This window comes from Citrobacter sp. TBCS-15, from assembly GCF_005280815.1.
Taxonomy (GTDB): domain Bacteria; phylum Pseudomonadota; class Gammaproteobacteria; order Enterobacterales; family Enterobacteriaceae; genus Citrobacter; species Citrobacter werkmanii.
Window position 1 is genome coordinate 128,858 of the sequence record NZ_SZWK01000292.1, and the last position, 16,746, is coordinate 145,603.

Below are 16,746 nucleotides of genomic sequence, written 5' to 3' on the forward strand. Positions count from 1 at the left end.
AAGTCGCATCATGCGGGCTGAGCGGAGCCAGCCCGTAAAAATTGCAGGAATACCTGCCATTTCCCGGATGTCGCGTAATGGAGCGCGGGCGACAACGGGTCTTCAGATAACCGACAGAGTTTGTGACGAGGAAATGTGATGATGCCAGTGTTTAAAAACCAGCCCCGCGTGAGCATCCATGGCTCCCGCAGTAAGTACGGACCACACCTTTGCCGTACGACATTGACCCCTTACTTTTGGAGATCCACCCCGACACGACTCAGGTTTGCGCTACCGACATTTCGAACGCAGACCTGGACTCGATGCGGGGAGGATCGCTATGTCGACTAATTCTCCTGTGGACGTTGCAGCCCAGCCGGGCAAAACACAGCTGCGAAAATCCCTGAAGCTGTGGCAGGTGGTGGTGATGGGGTTGGCCTATCTCACGCCGATGACGGTGTTTGACACCTTTGGGATTGTTTCGGGCGTCAGCAATGGCCATGTTCCGGCCTCCTATCTGCTGGCCCTGGCGGGCGTGCTGTTCACCGCCATCAGTTACGGTAAGCTGGTACGCCAGTTTCCGCAGGCCGGTTCGGCCTACACCTACGCGCAAAAAGCCATCAATCCGCATGTGGGGTTTATGGTTGGCTGGTCGTCGCTGCTTGACTACCTTTTCCTGCCGATGATTAACGTCCTGCTGGCGAAAATTTACCTCTCCGCGCTGTTCCCGGAGGTTGCGCCATGGATTTGGGTGGTGATGTTCGTGGCGATCCTCACCGCGGCCAATTTGAAAAGCGTTAATCTGGTGGCGAACTTCAATGCGCTGTTTGTGCTGGTGCAGGTGGCGATAATCGCCGTGTTTATCTTCCTCGTGGTACAAGGGCTGCATAAAGGCGAGGGGGTCGGCACCGTCTGGTCGCTGCAACCATTTATTAGCCAGAATGCGCATTTGATCCCGATTATCACCGGGGCGACCATCGTCTGCTTCTCGTTCCTCGGCTTTGATGCGGTGACGACGCTCTCTGAAGAAACGCCGGATGCGGCGCGTACCATCCCGAAAGCTATTTTCCTCACCGCCCTGTACGGTGGGTTGATCTTCATTGCCGCTTCGTTCTTTATGCAGCTGTTTTTCCCAGATATTAGCCGCTTTAAAGACCCGGATGCGGCGCTGCCGGAGATTGCGCTGTATGTCGGCGGCAAACTGTTCCAGTCCATTTTCCTGTGTACGACTTTTGTGAATACGCTGGCGTCAGGCCTGGCGTCACATGCCAGTGTATCCCGTTTGCTGTACGTGATGGGTCGCGATAACGTCTTCCCGGAGAAGTACTTCGGTTATGTCCATCCGAAATGGCGCACCCCTGCGCTAAACGTCATTATGGTCGGCATTGTGGCGCTGTCGGCCCTGTTTTTTGACCTGGTGACCGCCACGGCGTTGATTAACTTTGGTGCGCTGGTGGCCTTTACGTTCGTCAATTTGTCTGTGTTTAACCACTTCTGGCGTCGTGAAGGGCGTAAACATACCTGGCAGGAGAAATTACACTTTCTGGTATTGCCAATGGTTGGCGCCGCCACGGTTGCCGTACTGTGGGTCAATCTGGAGGTGACATCGCTGACGCTGGGACTGGTATGGGCCGGGTTAGGGTTGGTGTATCTCGCCTGGCTGACCGGACGTTTTCGTAAGCCGCCGCCGCAGTTTGATGCGGCGAAAACCGAACGGGCCTGGGAGTAATGGTCATGTCGTTTTAAGTAGTACCAACGGGGGCGCATCATCAGAATGCGCCCCCGTTCTGAACGTTGACAGCTGTTAACGAGGCTCTAAACACAGGGTTTACATAGTCTTAACCTTAACTAAAGGTAGGTTTTCATTAATGTTGTAACGAGTTTTATATAAAGTTCTTTTGCTTCCTGGTGACGCCCAGCCTGCAAGAGGTCATAGCCCGGTTTGATATAGTCATCCCACATTGATTGGTAGATCGCTTGAGGATTTGCTCTTGCGTCAATTTTTTCAAGGAGCCTGGGGGCAATTTGATAATACTCACCAACCAATTTTTCGCCCTCAGACTGCGTAAGCAGTACGTGGTCACGAAAATGGCGGAAGGATTGCAAAACTTCGCAATCGTCCTCATAACCCATTACGCGACAGGTTGCGGTGGTAAGAAAACAGCTGCTGTCACTGGAGGAGCTGGAATAAGAAGTATGTTCCGTACGCTGGTAAGTCGTGTTGTAGGTATTTTCTCTGCGGGCTTTCGCTTTTGCGGTCTCTTCCAGGCGCATTAGCATTTTTGTTGCACTTTTATCACCAGCACTGACGCTTTTTTGATAATAGGCTCTCGCCAAATCGAGATTTACCGGCTTACCGTCGCCATAGTGGTTCATCCTGCCTAATAAAGTCCAGGCTCTGGCCTGATGGCATTTTTCAAGGATCGCATATGCTTCGGTAAATGATTTTTGTAAGTGCAGCAAACTGCCGTAAATATAGCGATCATCGTCATCCAGAAATACCTCATTATTATCTTGAGTCCCGCGTGTAGTGTGCCAGAGATAATGATAAATACTGAGCGCATTTTTTCTCGCAGGGGTCATTTCCTGTGACGGCGCATATTTGTTGTACTCCATCCTGGCGATCATTTTAAGCGCATCCAGATGCCCTAAGGCTGCAGCAATACGTAAATGAAGATGAGCGTTATCATGGCGATTATCTTTTATAAATTGGCATCCGAAGCGATAATTAGCGCCGGGATGTAGGGCATTAGCCAGATAACGCAGGGTAGTTTCAGCTTCGGCGGAGGATTTTTTATCTATGCAGCGTAATAAAAGGTCGCCGGCAAGGGGCTCGCCCAGCATATAAGCGCGACGAAGGTTTTTTTCGCCTTCGCTGGCGCGGGTTGTGAGTTTCCAGCAGCCAAGCGTATAAAATTCTTCACCTGTCCGGCATGTAATATTTGCGGCATAGCGCTGACCTGCTTCAGCATCGCTTACCTTCAGCGCGGAGCGAAAATGCAGACAGGCACGATAAATAAATTCGTTTTTGCAGCCACTCAGCACACTCAGCTCTGCCAGATGTGCGCTATTCAATGGCATATTGTTGAGTTCATTAATAAAGAGCTCAAGGATGTTCACATAAGGATAACCAGCGAGACGCATATCGCTGGCAAGACGCGTGGCCTTGCTTATTTGCTTCGCGTAACACAAAGAAATAAAACGCTGCTGTGCATATTTCCACTTTCGATCTCGCAGAGTGGAATGAGCATCTTTTCCGGGCAGGGCTGGGGCTTGTTGTTGTTCTACAAGCGTTTCAACTTCTCTGCACTGGCTTAACAGTTGATCCAGACTCTGGCGATAGCGTTGAGCAGCTTCTTCAAGCGCATCACATTGTGTTTTCATTTGTAGCATCATCGTTTCGATAACATCACTGACCTGCGGGTCGGTGTCGTTTTGCACCAGATCAGCATTCGCGTTAACGATAATTTGTTTACTGCGTTTTATCTCGCCTTCGAGCCAAAGCAGTGGTTCGTCGAAAATAGCTTCAAGCTCGCGATAAATGCCGCTGTTAACCGTAGGACGTAGAGAGGTTCGTTCAGGCGGTAGCGTTTCCTGAATGGCTAATTTTGGAAACATGCTTTTTAGTTCAGCGGATTGCCCATCACCAATCGATACCAGATGAATTTGCGCCGTACTTCCGGTTTGTTCAAGTATATTCAGCGTACGTTTTATCAGATATTGCGATCTGGCCGGTAAGACAATAGTGTCAGCAACGTCCAAAAATCCATTGAAATAGAGCGAGTCCGGCGAAGCCCGGTACGGAATGTCGACCAGCGTAACTGCGGGTCCTGCGCCGGGTACTGCGAGTGCAAATGCGGAAATAAAATGATGTAATTCCCCTTTATGCTGTCGTGTTTTTTCGAAGGCATCAAGGATGGCTGATTCGTTCATTGGGCAACGCTTTTGATAAAGCGTGATACCGCCGTGACAGGCATGCGCGTATGTGCGGCTCATCAATGTCGGAATTGTATCATTCGCCCGGTGGAAACGTCGGGATTGAGTAAAAGCAGGCAGCAATGTGTCGCGTTCATGTCCTCTGAAGCCGATGTAACAGATTACATGATGATTAATTAGCTGGGGAAAGCGCAGCAAGACCTGGAGACGATCAAGGGCTTGTTGTTGCGCTAACTGAAGTGCGGCTTTTTCCGGGTAGTTACTGGGTAATAAATGCTGTTCGATAAGTGTATCGCAGGCGGTTTTTAACAGCTTCCATGGGGTGGACCAGGTATCATGTTGCGGATCATCCTGTAGCAAGCTGACCAGCTCATCAAGAAAATGTGGCATCGCTTTATTCATATTTTAATAATTTTTCAATCTGAAGGTTAAAGGCTTTATTCTGACGAGTGAGATCGGCGATCTGCGAGTGGTTCAGGCTGTAGGCTTCGACCAACGATCGGATATATTGTGGCGATTCACTTTTCACAATACCGCGCTTGATTGGTGCGTTGATCTGGTTTAGTGCATCGCGTTTATGTCGATTCATCCGCTGCCATTCGGCCTGCAGACTCAGTAATTCTTGCCTCATATCCTGACGTGCCTGTTGGTCATTACTGGCTTGGATAATAAAATCATGCAGCAGGGTTGCGCCTAAATACTCAGTGTTAAGCGTTGATGAAAAGGCCGTCACGCCGCAATACGCAATTCCGGCATTATCCAGTTGGTCTTTAAATGTATTGATGATGCAGTGTAGATCGTCTGTGGTTTTCCCATCTGCTTTGTTTAATACTACCAGGCAAGGATGGCTTAAATGCAGGGAATGAAGAAAAGTAATGTCACTCTGACCTAATGAGCCATTATCGGCTGTCGCCAGCCAAATAACATAGTCACAATTGCTCAGGTGCTCCCTGGCAATTTTTTCATCAAACAACCGATCTCCCCGGTTTTCTTCATCGTCATTGTTATATCCTGGAGTATCAAGCAGCGCGATATTCGGCCACGGGAAATCTGGCTGCCCAATGACTATTTTTTTGAGAATATCGGAGAAACCCAGCCCGTAGCTATCAAAAAAAACATGGGCAATGCTTTCCAACTCTTCCGCTTCGAGGGGAACTCGCGTTTCATTCGCTGTATAAGCCGTGATGGATGGGCATTCCTGACTAACCAAATAGGTTGCTACCGCCGTCGTTGGGCGCTGGCCTGTTGGAAGGTGGCGTCGACCGGTCAGCGTGTTGATAAATTGCGATTTTCCTGCGCTAAAACGTCCTCCCACGCCGACCAGACACTTGTTTTTAAGCTGCGGAAGTTGCGCTTGTTCGACGAATTTCACGCTTAAGGTACGAAATGCATTGACCAGGTTACGTTCACGTTCATCAGTCAGCGCATCTCGGCTGATAATTTCTGGCAGATACTCTTGTAGGCTGCGTCGTAAATGCGCGAAATGCTTCTGATTTTGCGTGTTGTTAGCATACAGGCGTAGTAGTAGCGCCAATGCGCTATCTTTCTCCAGTATGCTATCGCCTGCAATGTCTGGAGGTATTTCATCTGTGAATAAATCATCAAAATCCACCTCACACCTCCAGATGTGATAATTCGGCACGTAATTCTCGTAGTCGTGTTATCGTTTCGTCATAGTGAGCAATATTACTTTGCTTATCATTGTATTGGGCTGAGAGCTTATCGAGATTACTTTGGATAGACTTGCTGATATCGCCAACAAACATGTCATTTTGCTGATGAAGAGTTCTGATAAAACTAGCCTGTTGTTCATCAAGCGTATGTCTGATTTTCTTGCTTATGCTGTCTAATGCCTTTTCCAGGGCCACTTTTAGCTCGGCAATATCTTCATTCTTAACGCTGGCACCGAATTTATTCACAATACTGTCGATCTCGGCTTGTGGCTCGTAATGGGGAGGAGTGATACGCAGCTTATCAAGGCTTATTTGTAATGGCCCAAGAATAGTTTCTTTACTGAAGGTGACATCTGCCTCGTGGAAGGCTTCAAGTACATGTTTTTTCAACTGTGCCTTTAAGGTATCCAGCGGCGTAAAATGTTCATAGGCGGTAATGATTTCCGCTCCGACGTTGTTAGTATATCGCCGTAACGTATTGATAATATCTGAAATTTCTGCCTGATACTCAGTTACAGACACAATTCGGGTATGGGTTTTCTTCCAGAAGAACATACCGCTGGTTGTGGAGCGATCTTCATCATGGCTCCTACTACTGACATTCAGTTCACGATAATTATCAATAAGTCCAATAATACGTAATTTAAGACGTTCAAACTCCCGGTGCATCTGCAACTCGGCTGTACTGAAATGGACATGAATATCAGCGTCAATTTTCTTAACACTCTGATTTAGCGCATTCATCCCTGACTGTAGGGTTTCCAGATCAACTGACGAAAGCGTCTCTTTATCGCTCAGGGCAGAGGTTTCGAGATTTTTAAGACAGTTGCGAAGTTCGCTTTTTTTACCACGGATCAAATCAATCTGATGTGAGTATTTGATCTGATCTTTTTTCTCCCGACACTGCTCCAGTTCCTGGCGAACTCTTTTTAATCCCGCGACGGAGCGAAAATCCTTCGCTTCATGTGGGGCGTTAGTAAAGCTTGCCAGGTTATCTCGGGTGAGTTGCTCTTCCTCGCTTAAAGGTAACTGTTGTTCCATTTTCCATGCGATACCTTCCAGCAAAGCCGAAACCAGGACCGGTTCCTGAGAGTCAAACCGACCTTTCATGGTGCTGACGACGTTTTGTCGTGTCGCCATAAAGGCATCCTTAAAAAAGGTTTTCTGGCCGCGATGATCCTGAATCGCCAAATCCATTTTACTGGCGATAATGGTGTGATGAAGAATGCCATCATTGACTAATTTATGTTTAATAAGGTCCATATCCTGCTTGGATAGAAATTCTCCCGCATAAGAGAGAATCATGACGCAATCACATTGGCAGAGGAAATTAATCGTTTCCCGACTACGGGATACCACAGGATCGTTCAAGCCTGGCGTATCGATAATTTCGATATCGCGGAGTACGTCATGATTAAGGTTTAACTCAACATGGCGAACGAGTGGGGTTAAACGCCCATGAGATCCGATGTATTCACTGAGTTTTGCCTGGATTTCGCTCAGGTTGTCAAAAGGGATAATCTGCTCTCCCTTTTCCAGTTCGCTGTAAACATCCAGCCCTTCTTTTTCAGCGGTTTTTTTGAGTTCGCGACAAGCGGCTAATTCGGGGGGAAGCTCGTGGATAATACTTTTGCGAACTCTTTCTTCGTTGAAGTGAATGGAGCTGTTTCGCAGATTATTGGCGTGATGAGCACGCGCTTCTGCCAACTTTTTGGCAATCATACTCTCAGCAGTTTCGGCGTCGCTTTCAATATCTTGCCAGTCCTCTGGGGAGTAGAAAACCAGCTTTGCGCATTGTTCCTGGGCATAGCGTAGACGGGTAAGTGAAGCCGTCATCGGTGTCGCTGCTTTCGGTAAAATATTCTGTCCATTGAACAGAAGAGCATTAAGAAATGTAGATTTCCCTGCTTTTACCGAACCCACAATACCGATGCGCAATAGTTTACTGGCTTCGTCTTCAGCAGCGAGGCTGCGGCGCATGTTCGCGAGTATTTGGTTTAGCTGAAAAAGCCCCTCTTCACGCAGAAAGCCTTTGTGAAGTGACAACTGGGTGTAGACGTTTTCCAGCGTTTGCATAAACGCGTGAATATTTTCGCGTGGGGTGAGTTGGTTCATGATTCATCTTCCCTGAAGATATTATGAATGTACAGTTGGTGAGTTTTGCAGTTGTTCTATTTCCCGCATGATATTTCGTACGCCATCAATTTGTGCGGACCAGCTATCTTGCCGGGCAAGCCACTCAGCTTCGTGCTGGCGCTTTTCTTCACGGCAACACTCAAGCGCCCTGCGGCTCTCTTCTATCCGGGTACGCCACTCTTCCTCAAGACTGGCGATCAGTTCCAGCTCAATTTCTGGCAATATATCGGCGAGCGCTTCACGTGCCCGGTGCCGGATTTCAGGGAAGACTTTCTCCAATAAGTTTTGCTTAACAAGTTCTCGCTTACGTTCTTCCGGATCGGAAAAAAACTTAATAATATCCGGTAAGAAAATGATCAATAACTCGACAATAGGGTTGATAACGGAAGTGGTTACTGCAAGGGCTGTGGAGATAAGTTTATACCAGCGACTTCCCTTACTGACGGTTGCCAGGGTTTCCAGAACCAGTACTGCCGTCTGCGAACCATTTTGCAGAATACTGCCAATATCAATGTTGTCACCACCGGTCTCATTTTGCATATTCATGATGATGTCTGAGAGATTGACTTGCAGAGCTTGGTTCAGGGAAGTGCGATAGACATCGCTTATAATCGCTGCCGTACGGGTCTGGAAAATATCCTCTCCCTGGGCAAGGCAGTCATATAATACGTCAAGATTTCTCACCAATGCGTTATGTACATCTCCGCTGACTTTATCCATCGTTTCCTGACGAAGAGTCCCGGAAAGACGGCGTTTCTGGCGAGCCAGAGAGTCGTTCAACTCCTGATAAGCTCGCTCGTACTGATAAATTTGTGCGTCCAGGGCGCTGGGATCCAGCGTGCTGCTTTTGCGCAGCATAACGATATGATCTTTTAGACGAGATGCTGACGACAGAATCTGTCCAGCGAAATGGGTTATTTTAAGATCCTGAACATTTAACTGGAGTAAAGCGTTCTGCAGACGTTCGGCTGTATCTTGATCGTTACGACTTGCTCGCATGACGATCTGCGGCGGACATCCCATGTCGCTAAGTCTGCCTGCTATTTCTTCTTCTACGTTTTCCAACGATTCTGGCGTTGACTTATCGCACTTGGTCAAGACAAGGATTACAGGAACAGGCTGGAGAGCAATTTCATGGAGAACAGCCGCAAGGCTGGCGTGCAGCGTTCCGCTTTCTGCAGAAACGACCACAACGAATGCGGCGCCACGCTCTGCATAGCGATAAAAGGCATCAACGTGACGTTTTATTCCGGAATCGACTCCCGGCATATCTACCGGAATAAGCCCTTGCAAATCACGAAGACGAGAGGAAGGAAAGGTTAAGCAGGCAAACTGATCCTCCTGAGTTGCGTCATTATTTACCTCCTGCGCATTTTGCGGTGCATAGTGTACTTCTCTGACAGTGCCATCAGCCAAAGTAATAATCAAAGACTGCTGTTCGCCATACCGCAGTTCAGTTGCTAATGCTGTGGTCGGTGCCTGGTCAACGGGTAATATATTCTGCCCCAGCCAGAGATTGAGGAGAGATGATTTTCCCGCGCTAAAGATTCCAATTAGCGGCACATAGGCGGAAAAATTCTTGAGTTGATGTAATTGTGAGCATAAATCATTGGGAATTTGAGGTGCGGTAGATTCAAATTCTTTACTTATGCCGATAAGGCGCGTTAACGGTCCTGTCAATGCATCAGACATGTTCAACCTTTCCATTTATCAATAAGCTATAAGCATATTAAAACGAGAATCACCCACTGTCTTCTAATTATAATTATTTCTTTATAATGTCTGTGGCGGCGGGATACTGCAGAAAAATGGATACGAAATTTATAGAAAATTCTGCTACCCAGGTAGCAAAAATATATTTTATCTGGAAAATTTTATGTGTTGCCTTGAAAGTCAGAAATTATCAGTGTAAACGCGGACTGGTGGTATGGATGATATTTTAATGATTGATACTGTTTTACAGACAGGGAAGGCGACTGGCGTACGTCTTTGCCGCCCCCTATGAAGCCTGACGAACGTACATTTTTTCATCACAGAAATAGCTTTCGCATACTTTACCTGACATAAGCGAAATAACATAATAAATAACCCACTTAATATTATTGAGGTTAATGTTAAAATTACTTTGCTATATATTTACTAGCTGAATTATGTCATGCCATTTATGCTAAGGTCGTCATCTGACGGACTTGCAGTAGATTGTGATCTGACCGAATGTTCTGCTGTATTTATTAATGTCGGGATACGCGTGGGCTATAGTAAAGATGGCCGCTATTTCTCATCATTAATCACTGTGAGTGGGGGACGTGAATGAAGAAGATACTGATGTTGGTTGGCGATTATGTCGAAGATTATGAAACGATGGTTCCTTTCCAGGCGTTGCAAATGCTGGGCCATCGTGTTGATGCAGTCTGTCCGGATAAGAGCCAGGGTGACTACGTTCAAACCGCGATTCATGATTTTGATGGGGCGCAAACCTATAGCGAAAAACCGGGACACCGTTTTACGTTGAATGCGAATTTTGCCGAAGCGCGGGCCGTCGATTATGACGCGTTGGTGATCCCCGGCGGGCGTGCTCCGGAATATCTCCGGCTGAACCCGGATGTCATTCAACTGGTACAGGATTTTAACTCGGCGGGTAAACCTATCGCCGCCGTCTGTCATGGTCCTCAATTATTGGCGGCAGCAGGAATATTAGAAAATCGTACCTGTAGCGCCTATCCGGCCTGCGCGCCTGAAGTGCGTTTGAGCGGCGGACATTATGCGGATATCGGCATTGATCAAGCCCACGTCGACGGTAATCTGGTGACTGCGCCAGCCTGGCCCGCGCATCCGCAGTGGCTGGCTAAATTTGTTGAAGTATTAATGCAGTCAGCGGCAAAGTGATGAGAAAGTCGGTATAGCCTCCCGGTTATACCGACCGCACAGCTTACCTCTTCATGAGTGCGAACACGCCCCAACCAATGTATTCTCGGGTGAAGGTGACGTGGCGTCCGGGTGAACTTCTCAGTTGCTCCCTGACTTCCGGTGCAAACTCATCGTTTTGATTAGCTTCCAGCCAGCGGCGCATCGTCAACCATTTTGCCGCCTCGTACCTGTCCCAACCTTCCTGGTCAGCCAGAACCATTTCAACCACGTCATAGCCGAGCGGGTCAAAAGAAGAAATGAGTTCCGCCAGGGAAAGAAAATCGGCGACAGCGGTCGCGCCGCAGGACTGGGCGATTTCCTCCGTTGCGGGCATCTGACGCCAGTACGGTTCACCGATGAGTATGATTCCACCAGGCTTAAGACTCTGCTCCAGTTGTCTGACCGTTCCGGTGACGCCGCCTGCAATCCAGGTTGCGCCCACGCAGGCGGCAATATCGCATTTTTCTTCAGCGACATAGCCCGTTGCATCGGCGTGGACAAAACTCACCTGCTGACTGACGCCCAGTTCTGCTGCACGCAGCGTTGCTTGTTCGCTAAACAGCTGGCTCATATCGATACCGATGCCGAAAATGCCATGATCGCGCGCCCAGGTGCACAACATCTCTCCTGAGCCGCTACCGAGATCCAGAATGCGGGTACCCGGTTCCATGCGCAGCACCTGGCCTAACGTGGCGTATTTCTGCGCGGTGAACGGGTTATGGATGCGATGAGCGCTTTCGCTGATAGTAAAAATTTTGGGGATATCCATCTCTCTCTCCTTAGCGATTATCCAGTTGGGCGCGAACGTTGTTCAGCCCGGTAGTATTGATGCGATAGGGCTGACCATTGACAGATTTGATCAGCTTTTTGGTTCTGAGTTTTTTGAACACGGCGAGGGTGCAGTCGCAGAGCAGTAGTCCTTCGCGGCTGTAGCATTCGACGGAGGTGACGCGGCCTGAGGCGTCGCGGACGTGAACGATACGGCCACCTTTGGCGAGAACGTGTAAGGTACGTTGTTCCTGACGGGATAAATTCATACTGGAAAACCTGTTTAATCATCATGTGCAAAACGTGCAAACACACTGCGGTGTCCGCATTCGATTTCGGCGCATTGATAACCAGTCCGGCCTGAAAAGGTCGGTAAGCTGATTATCTGATGATTACATTCTCCAGCATCAAAGCCTCGGGTTGAGTTGAAAGGTATTTACCTGATGAATCATACCAGCCAGAATCTCCAGAGAAAACTCCTTGTACATAAAATGTGATCTATAACGAGTTATTGCGTTTAGTGACTTTATTAACTGCAAATTTTCGTTATGTGAGACATTTATTAAAGTATTAAATTAATTTGATATTCTGTCTGTGCATAGCGTGATATCTATGGTAACTCAGCATATTGAGCGCATTCAGTACCATGTAATTGATTAGTATGGGTTAATATTCGCGAGATTTTATTTGCCTTTTTGATAAGGTATTTTTTATTATTTTAATAATTTTCTACCGAGTTTGCGATTAATCAATTTTAAGAATTTTCTTAATGTTGCGAGTTGTGTATACTCGGTTCCGCAAGAAGCTCTTCCGTTATCACTAAAACTATAAATCTGTCCTTAACACCCGTATTACCTCTGCCCTGAATCTCTTCTCAGGGCAGAGGTTTTTTTTGCCGGTGCAGGATTTTATTAATCACCAATATATACAAATATTATGGTGGGTAATGTTTAAAATTAATGGTTAGGGAAGTATTATCCATCGATAATAAGGTAATGTCGAATAGTATCATAATGAATCTATTTACCAAGGGACTATATAGTATTTCTTATAATTCACGGTTTTTCAGTATGATAGAAATTTTTGCTATTGATATAATTGTGAGTTTGCTCACGGATTTTAGTGCGCTAAGTGGCTATTTCTAGAGAAGTGCAAACGGTTGCATGTTGCAGTTACAGTATTCGTTCATTAAAAAAATATAGCGATGGTATATCTTAGGCCGGTATGGATGAGTGGAGTCTAAATGATTTCTATTATCTCTTAGGCTTACGAGTACCGTTTATGATTTCTGTTAGCTAAACACCATGGGAAATAGCAGTAAACACGGACAGGGAGTATGATTTTACCCATCAGTAAGGCGTTTTATCACAGGCATAATTTATATTCATTTATATAAATCAACGTCGTAATGTTCATAAAACCAGCGTTCCGGGATGAACGCTGGTTTTATCCAGTTCCCTGTTTTATATCACTCGCGCTGTACGCGAGCCTCCTCTCACAGTATTTCGTCAATAAAATATTAAAGGACCTCCTGGAATGGATATTGTTGAACGTTTTATCAACTACACCAAAATTAATACCACGACTTCAAGAGAAAACGGCGCCAATGGGATAATGCCTTCTTCTGCTGGTCAAATGGTACTGGCAAAACTGCTTGCAGCAGAACTTGAAGCATTAGGAATGGAAAACATTGAGGTCAGGGATACCGCTATCGTAACGGCAACACTTCCCGGGAATACTGATGACACGGTTCCTGTCGTTTCATTCTTTGGACATCTGGATACCAGCGCGGAACAGACTGCGGACACAAATGCACAACGTCTTCACTATAGCGGTGGGGATTTGTGTCTGAACAAAGAGCTGAATATTTTTCTGCGCGAAAGCGAATTCCCGGAACTGAAAAATTATATCGGTGATGATCTGCTCGTCACTGACGGAACCAGTCTGTTAGGGGCTGATGATAAAGCAGCCATCGCCGCAATTATGAACGCATTACAGTATCTGGTGGCACATCCGGAAATCAAACATGGGCCGGTGAAGGTGGGTTTTGTGCCTGATGAAGAGCAAGGATTACGTGGCGCAAAAGCGTTTGATGTTGCGAGCTTCGGCGCTGATTTTGGTTACACCCTGGATTGTTGCGGTATCGGGGAGTTTGTTTATGAGAACTGGAATGCGGGCGATGCGGAAATCATCTTTACCGGCCAGTCTGCGCACCCCATGTCAGCCAAAGGTAAGCTGAAGAACTCGCTGCTGATGGCGCATAAGTTTATTGCGATGCTGCCTGGCGGAGAAGCGCCTGAATATACGGAAGGGCGCGAAGGTTATTACTGGGTTAAGCAGTTGCAGGGTAACAGCGCCCGCACGGTGCTTAAGCTGGATATCCGCGACTTTAGCGAAGAAGGCTATAAGGCGCGTATGGCATTTATCCGTCAGCTTGCCGTCAGTACCTGCGCTCTATGGGGCGAAAATAGCGTGGTCTGTCATTTAGCCGATCGCTATGCGAACGTGTTCAATAGTTTGCAGGGTGATGCTCACTATCCGATTGATATTGCATTACGCGCCTATCAGAAATGTGGGATTACCCCGGCTCCTGTCGCCATGCGCGGCGGATATGATGGTGCGGTTTTATCGCAGAAAGGATTGCCGTGCCCGAATATTTTTACCGGTGCTCATAATTTTCACTCAATCTATGAATATCTGCCGGTGCGTTCACTGCGGGCCGCCAGCGATGTCGTGGTTGCGGTCATTGAGGAAACCTTTGCTGAGTTCACGCAGCGGAGAGCTCAGTCATGATTCAGGTGTTAATTGCCCTGCTGGTTATCGTGGTAGTCGCACGTCTGATCCTGAAAGGTTATCGTGCCGAACCCGTGCTATTTATTGCGGGTTTGGTGCTGATGATTTGCACCGCACTCACCGGGTGGGGTTCCGTACTACCGAAAGGCGTTGCTGGCACGGGGATTTCCTTTCTCGATCCGTTCGAGGTTATGCGCGATCTTTTCAGCACGCGAGCTGCCGATCTTGGCCTGATGATCATGGCGCTGATGGGATTTGCGCACTACATGGATCATATCGGTGCAAATGAGGCGGTGGTGCGTGTCGTCACAAAACCCCTGCGTGCGCTGCGTTCGCCCTATATTCTGCTTTTTTTCTCGTACCTGCTCGCCAGTCTCCTGCAGTTAGCTATTCCTTCCGCCACTGGACTCGCCGTACTGCTGATGGGAACAATGTTCCCCATTATGCTGGGATTAGGGCTTTCCGCTGCCTCTGCTGCCGGGGTAATTGCCACCTCGCTTGGTGTGGCGTACACCCCAACGGCAATCGATGCTATCAGGGGGTCGAAAGCGGTCAATATGGATGTGGTGGAATACGTTGTCTACCACCAGGGACCGGCAGCTCTGGCTACCGTTTTGGTCGTGGGAGTCTGCCATTTTTTCTGGCAGCGCTATTGCGACCGTAAAGCGGGGACCTTACCACGGGAAATCGGTAGCACTGAAGTGACTGACTCAGGGAAAGCGCCTGCTTTTTATGCGCTGCTTCCCATGCTTCCGATACTGATGGCAGTGGGATCCTCCGAAATGTTCGTCAGTGGTATTAACCTGAATATCATTACCATTGTGCTTATTTCAATGGCTATTTGTATGTTGATTGAATGGCTACGGGTGCGAGATTTAAAGGCGGTGTGCGAAGGGTTTAGCCATTTTCTGAAAGGAATGGGTACTGCCTTTACCGGTGTAGTAGGACTGCTGGTAGCGGCGGGTGTTTTTGCTCATGGTATTAAAGTCATTGGTGCGATTGATCAATTAATCCTGATGGCCGAACATGTGGGATTACCGCCATTCGCCATGGCGGTGGTGTTTGCGCTGGTGACGCTTGCGGCGGCTATCATTATGGGATCGGGTAACGCGCCATTTCTGGCATTCGTTGAGCTTATCCCGCAAATCGCTGCCAGTATGGGGGCGAACGCTGTTGCCATGATTCTGCCGATGCAGCAGGCATCGCATATGGGACGGGCCATTTCACCGGTATCTGGCGTGGTGATCGCCGTTTCCAGCGGGGCAAAAATAACCCCATTCGATGTGGTTAAACGCACCGCCGTACCGTTGATTGTCGGCTTTGTTACCCATACGCTAATCATCGGTATTTTCTACTGACAATTGCAGGCACAGACAAACCTCTGGTTCATTGAATCTGGAGGTTTTCTGGTTTGATACGTTGGTGTATTGATTACGGGGGATAATTATTAGTTTTCATCTTTATCGAGCTATTCTTATTATTTGTGGTCAATCTTGTTAACTATAAATGGTTAATAAAAATAATGTGTTCCATGGCTCTTTTTTTACATTGAGATAAATTAATCTGGATCATATTATGCTGATTTTAGTTGTAGTAGGTTTTTAAATTGAGCAGTAACAAATTAAATACAATAATGATTTTTTCTGGGTGGGTTTTAAGTGGTAAAAAATTTAGGAAAAGTGAGTAAATCGAGGCATCATTATCAGGATGAGCTGGAAGCGTTTACCTGGAGCGCATTAGTGGCAATTGGTATCGCAATACAGGATCACAAGATCCACTCTAAAATGTCAGAGCATATTTTTATTATGCATTGGTTGGCTATCGCAAAAAAAAGAAAACTCTTCTCACGAAGTGTTGCCAATGAGCTTCAATGGTTAATTGATGAAGGCAAGAAAAAAAACATTAATGCACAACTAAAATTTAAAATTGAATACTTGTACGCCACCTCAAGTGGTGATGTGACAATGCAAAATGATTATTTTAAATTCACCCACACGATTGAAATATTGAGAAATAATGGATGGCAGAACTTTCTACTCACACCAGAGAAGTGGCGTAACCTGCATGATAAGATTAAAGTGAGAAAGGGTAACTTTATTTTTATGGATGATACCCGACTCCAGGAGTGCTTTGGTGCTCAGGGCGAGATAGTCAAGCCTTTCTGTATCCGGGTGTATGGTGATGTTGAGTTCGCAAAATTAACCTTCATCAAACACCACCTGCCGGTAGAGTTTGTGAAGGATATTTCAAATGAATTTCATCACTTCCAGTTTCTTACTGATAAGTAATGATTAGCACAAGTTATGAACAGAGAATTGTTAAAGCAAAAGTTAGAGATCGCGACCGAATGGATTAGGTTGTCTGATGCCGCTGACAATTTATCTATAACTTTTCGGGGCATTCTCGAGATTGGCGAAAGTTCTTCTGCGCCAGATGACAGCACGCCGCTACTTCGGTTAGAAAATGAAATGGCGACAATTGCTGTTGATTCAATGTCATGGGTAAGGGTGCCGGCAGATCTTCAGGAAAAAGTTACCGTCTATATTCTCTGACG

The 16,746-nt window shown here is 47.0% G+C and carries 12 protein-coding genes; 6 read left to right on the plus strand and 6 right to left on the minus strand.

Annotated features, from left to right (window positions below; translation table 11 throughout):
• Positions 1 to 319: 319 nt before the first annotated feature.
• Positions 320 to 1,708: an APC family permease gene (locus FDW96_RS18285; RefSeq protein ID WP_042310309.1), complete on the plus strand. Its 1,389-nt coding sequence runs from the start codon at positions 320 to 322 to the stop codon at positions 1,706 to 1,708.
• 119 nt (positions 1,709 to 1,827) lie between these two features.
• Here FDW96_RS18285 and FDW96_RS18290 read toward each other — a convergent pair whose 3' ends face one another.
• From FDW96_RS18290 to FDW96_RS18310, 4 genes are read right to left on the minus strand one after another with little or no spacing between them, the layout of a single operon-like run.
• Positions 1,828 to 4,317, minus strand: coding sequence for a CFI-box-CTERM domain-containing protein (locus FDW96_RS18290; RefSeq protein WP_042310307.1), 2,490 nt, complete (start codon positions 4,315 to 4,317; stop codon positions 1,828 to 1,830).
• A complete protein-coding gene (locus FDW96_RS18295; RefSeq protein WP_137366101.1) occupies positions 4,310 to 5,527 on the minus strand; it encodes a dynamin family protein in 1,218 nt (405 codons plus the stop codon). The genes FDW96_RS18290 and FDW96_RS18295 overlap by 8 nt, the downstream gene beginning before the upstream one ends.
• 1 nt (position 5,528) lies before the next feature.
• Entirely contained in the window at positions 5,529 to 7,703 is a 2,175-nt protein-coding gene (locus FDW96_RS18300) for a dynamin family protein (RefSeq protein ID WP_061383028.1), read from the minus strand.
• A 21-nt stretch (positions 7,704 to 7,724) separates the two neighbouring features.
• Positions 7,725 to 9,416 (minus strand): dynamin family protein, encoded by a 1,692-nt coding sequence (locus tag FDW96_RS18310; protein ID WP_252362878.1) that lies wholly within the window; start codon positions 9,414 to 9,416, stop codon positions 7,725 to 7,727.
• A gap of 618 nt (positions 9,417 to 10,034) precedes the next feature.
• On the opposite strand from FDW96_RS18310, the gene FDW96_RS18315 reads away from it, so the two are divergent.
• Positions 10,035 to 10,610: a DJ-1/PfpI family protein gene (locus FDW96_RS18315; RefSeq protein ID WP_042310300.1), complete on the plus strand. Its 576-nt coding sequence runs from the start codon at positions 10,035 to 10,037 to the stop codon at positions 10,608 to 10,610.
• Between the two features lie 43 nt (positions 10,611 to 10,653).
• Here the strand turns inward: FDW96_RS18315 and FDW96_RS18320 are convergent, their stop codons facing one another.
• Together FDW96_RS18320 and FDW96_RS18325 are read right to left on the minus strand one after the other, a co-directional pair.
• Positions 10,654 to 11,400, minus strand: a complete 747-nt coding sequence (locus tag FDW96_RS18320; RefSeq protein WP_042310298.1) for a cyclopropane-fatty-acyl-phospholipid synthase family protein — start codon at positions 11,398 to 11,400, stop codon at positions 10,654 to 10,656.
• Between the two features lie 10 nt (positions 11,401 to 11,410).
• Positions 11,411 to 11,668, minus strand: coding sequence for a YjhX family toxin (locus FDW96_RS18325; RefSeq protein WP_042310296.1), 258 nt, complete (start codon positions 11,666 to 11,668; stop codon positions 11,411 to 11,413).
• Positions 11,669 to 12,935: 1,267 nt separating this feature from the next.
• Between FDW96_RS18325 and pepT the strand changes: the two genes are divergently transcribed.
• The 4 genes from pepT (at position 12,936) to FDW96_RS18345 (ending at position 16,744) form a co-directional block, all read left to right on the plus strand.
• Entirely contained in the window at positions 12,936 to 14,192 is a 1,257-nt protein-coding gene (pepT, locus tag FDW96_RS18330; RefSeq protein WP_042310294.1) for a peptidase T, read from the plus strand.
• A complete protein-coding gene (gene dcuC, locus FDW96_RS18335; RefSeq protein WP_061383026.1) occupies positions 14,189 to 15,550 on the plus strand; it encodes a C4-dicarboxylate transporter DcuC in 1,362 nt (453 codons plus the stop codon). Before pepT ends, dcuC begins: the two co-directional genes overlap by 4 nt.
• 300 nt (positions 15,551 to 15,850) lie before the next feature.
• The gene (locus FDW96_RS18340; RefSeq protein ID WP_137349055.1) at positions 15,851 to 16,480 is read left to right on the plus strand and encodes a DUF2913 family protein; all 630 of its coding nucleotides are present in this window, start codon (positions 15,851 to 15,853) and stop codon (positions 16,478 to 16,480) included.
• A gap of 15 nt (positions 16,481 to 16,495) precedes the next feature.
• Positions 16,496 to 16,744 (plus strand): hypothetical protein, encoded by a 249-nt coding sequence (locus tag FDW96_RS18345; protein ID WP_061383023.1) that lies wholly within the window; start codon positions 16,496 to 16,498, stop codon positions 16,742 to 16,744.
• The last annotated feature ends 2 nt before the right edge of the window (positions 16,745 to 16,746 follow it).

Coding starts and splice junctions, on each gene's coding strand:
- FDW96_RS18285 (WP_042310309.1), top strand. CDS start 320: ATGTCGACTAATTCTCCTGTGGACGTTGCAGCCCAGCCGGGCAAAACA.
- FDW96_RS18290 (WP_042310307.1), bottom strand. CDS start 4,317: ATGAATAAAGCGATGCCACATTTTCTTGATGAGCTGGTCAGCTTGCTA.
- FDW96_RS18300 (WP_061383028.1), bottom strand. CDS start 7,703: ATGAACCAACTCACCCCACGCGAAAATATTCACGCGTTTATGCAAACG.
- FDW96_RS18310 (WP_252362878.1), bottom strand. CDS start 9,416: ATGTCTGATGCATTGACAGGACCGTTAACGCGCCTTATCGGCATAAGT.
- FDW96_RS18315 (WP_042310300.1), top strand. CDS start 10,035: ATGAAGAAGATACTGATGTTGGTTGGCGATTATGTCGAAGATTATGAA.
- FDW96_RS18320 (WP_042310298.1), bottom strand. CDS start 11,400: ATGGATATCCCCAAAATTTTTACTATCAGCGAAAGCGCTCATCGCATC.
- FDW96_RS18325 (WP_042310296.1), bottom strand. CDS start 11,668: ATGAATTTATCCCGTCAGGAACAACGTACCTTACACGTTCTCGCCAAA.
- pepT (WP_042310294.1), top strand. CDS start 12,936: ATGGATATTGTTGAACGTTTTATCAACTACACCAAAATTAATACCACG.
- dcuC (WP_061383026.1), top strand. CDS start 14,189: ATGATTCAGGTGTTAATTGCCCTGCTGGTTATCGTGGTAGTCGCACGT.
- FDW96_RS18345 (WP_061383023.1), top strand. CDS start 16,496: ATGAACAGAGAATTGTTAAAGCAAAAGTTAGAGATCGCGACCGAATGG.